The following is a 2593-nucleotide window of genomic DNA, read 5'->3' on the forward strand; positions in this document are numbered from 1 at the left end:
TTGCCGGAAGCGTCACTCATGACGGATGGGGAAAGACCTGCGTGACCGGCGTGGTGGCGGTTGACGGTGAAGGCTGCTCAAGATAATCTGCGAATATGACGGATGAGGAGTTAAAAAGCTTGGTCGCTGACTTGGCCAAGCAACACGCCAAGACGGAGGAGACTCTGCGCCAGGTCACCCGGCGACTCGGCGGCCTGGGCAACAAATTTGGTTCATTTACCGAAGGTTTGGCCTTTGCCTCGATGCAGCGCATCCTCTTGCGGAGTTTCCACGTTGATGAAATCTCGTTTCGGCGCATCGCTCGCCGCAATGGGCACGCGCAGGAGTTCGACATGATTGGCGCGGCCAACGGTGAGCGCCCGACCGTGTATGTCGTGGAGATCAAAAGCGAACTCAATGAAGCGGAACTCCAAAAAACGGTGAAAAGACTTGAGACCTTTTTCGATTACTTCCCGATCTACCGCGGGATGAAACTCTACGGCATCATTTCCGCCGTGGACGTGCGGGGCGCGCTGGCGGACCGCGTCCACCACGAGGGGCTGTACTTGGCCACGGCCAGCGACGAGAACTTCAAGCTCGTCAAACCGCCGCGGAGTTTCAAACCGAGGATGTTCACCGTGAAATGAAGCCGGTTGTTGGTTTTGTTTTGACAGGAGGCAACGGAGAAAACTGAGCGAGGAGGGTCCGAGTTCAGTTGGGAAAACCGCCAACGGACGCGAATCAGAGGCAGAGATCGATCCCATCGATCACCGACAGGGGATCGCCGAACCGGATGCCAACCAGCAGCCAATCTTCCAGGACACTCTGCAACTCGTCCCGGCACTCCTCCAACGTTGCGCCTTCGCCCCAGGTGCCGGGACGAGTTGCAGAGTGTCCTGGCGGACTTCCCTTGGCTGGAACGCAAAGATGTTCAAGCCTGCCTGCTCAACGCCAAACGCGCCGTCGGCAATGAACGAAAGAAGATGCCTGCCCTTTGATTATTCACCAGCGGCCAGAAACGCCTCCTCCTTCACGGCTTGTGAGACGCGGAAACCGGCGCGATCTTCGAGCAGTTCGACCAGCTCCCGCACCGAGTTCAACTTGCTTTGACGCTTGGCTTCCACCAGCACGCCCATCAAGCCGGTGATCGGCACACCTTCGAGCTCTGCCACCTGACGCCCCAGTTTTTCATCAATCAACAACAAATTCGCTCGTGTTTCCTTGGCCAGAACAATGGCTTCGGCTTCGCCCAAATCCAGCTCGGCTTCGAGGCGAAGCGCCATTTTGTGATCGGAGATCTCGCGGGCTTCCAGAAACGAGGGCAACGGAGAATGCGAACGCAGCAGTTCACGATGCACGGCTGTGGGTATCAGCACTGAGCCGTAGAGCTCGCGAAGCAAGCCAAGCTGGCCCACATGGATCAGCGACGTCAGCGCCGACGTGTCGCTCACGACGATCATGCGCCCCGCAGGGAAGCCAGCGTGCGCAAATCAGCGCGCAAATCCTCCACGTCATAGTGGATGGGGATGCCGCGGCGACCCAGTTCACGTTGGAAATCCGATTGGGTCATTCCGGCAATTTCCGCAGCCCTGCCCATGGTGATCCGGCGCTCGGTGAACAATCCGACGGCCAGATCCAGCACGGCTTGGGCTTCCGTCAATTCCAAGCCGCGCAAAATGTCGTCGTGAATTTCGATCATCATGTCCGAATAGTAACGGTTTTCGAGGCGACGACAAGAGGACATCCGATCGGGCAAGGGCCTGAGAATTCACTCTTGTCCCGCGCGCTGACCCGTGCTTCAATGCCACCGTTCCAAAAGAAAGGCTATGTAAACCAAGACCAACAACAAATTTGCGGCTTCGGCTGCTGTCCAGAACGAAACGGGAAATTTCATTGAAAGGACGGCGCTGGAAGCACGCCGCACTCGGGCGTGCCGAAAGCGTTCCTTTCAAGGCATTCCCGTGCCTCTTCTGTTTCGGATGCATGCAGGAGGCGGCACATTGAGCAACCGGCGATGAAAAACACACAAAGAGCAACATGGGGCGCTGTGCTTCTTGTAGCGCTGTGGATGTCTTCTTCAACCTCAGCATTAGCCGCCAGCTCCGTCTGCGGCATTACAATTATTACTCACGGGTTTCAGCCGCCAGGCCGCCTCCCGATAGTGGGGAGTGACGGTGCATTGCCTGACTGGGCTTCGGCGATGGCGAAAGCGATTCGGGACAAAGTTGGCGGCGCAATTCCCATTTATCGAGTCCGTTACGACAAAGCTACCGACCGCGTTGTCCTTCAGGATGGCGTGATCAACCTCAGGCAAGCAGGCGGATGTGTTGTTTTGTTCGATTGGGTGGGAGTAAGTAACGAGTTCGTGGAATACCCAACACAGCGAGTGGGGAGAAGATTCTTCACGGCATTGTTCGAGGAAACCGGTGGCAGACCCATCCTCGCCGAAGTTCCAATCCACTTTGTCGGCCACAGCCGAGGAGCTTCACTCAATAGCTACTTAAGCCATGAGCTTGCGCTAAGCCGTGACTATTCAGTAGCCGAAGCGGTCACTATTTGGGAATCGTTGATGGACAATGACATTACCATCAATTCCCACACGGGAAGCGGCTCA

Annotated in this window: 4 protein-coding genes; 2 read left to right on the top strand and 2 right to left on the bottom strand. The window is 56.7% G+C overall.

Annotation, left to right across the window (positions count from 1 at the left end; genetic code table 11):
• Nucleotides 1-95 precede the first annotated feature (95 nt).
• Nucleotides 96-626: a DUF3782 domain-containing protein gene (locus FJ398_27155; GenBank protein MBM3841556.1), complete on the top strand. Its 531-nt coding sequence runs from the start codon at nt 96-98 to the stop codon at nt 624-626.
• 351 nt (nt 627-977) lie between these two features.
• Here the strand turns inward: FJ398_27155 and FJ398_27160 are convergent, their stop codons facing one another.
• Both FJ398_27160 and FJ398_27165 read right to left on the bottom strand, forming a co-directional pair.
• Nucleotides 978-1439, bottom strand: coding sequence for a DUF3368 domain-containing protein (locus FJ398_27160; protein ID MBM3841557.1), 462 nt, complete (start codon nt 1437-1439; stop codon nt 978-980).
• A complete protein-coding gene (locus FJ398_27165; protein MBM3841558.1) occupies nt 1436-1723 on the bottom strand; it encodes a UPF0175 family protein in 288 nt (95 codons plus the stop codon). Before FJ398_27165 ends, FJ398_27160 begins: the two co-directional genes overlap by 4 nt.
• 270 nt (nt 1724-1993) lie before the next feature.
• Between FJ398_27165 and FJ398_27170 the strand changes: the two genes are divergently transcribed.
• The coding region (locus tag FJ398_27170) for a hypothetical protein (protein ID MBM3841559.1) at nt 1994-2593 on the top strand (600 nt) is incomplete at its 3' end.

The organism is Verrucomicrobiota bacterium (assembly GCA_016871535.1).
Taxonomy (GTDB): domain Bacteria; phylum Verrucomicrobiota; class Verrucomicrobiia; order Limisphaerales; family SIBE01; genus VHCZ01.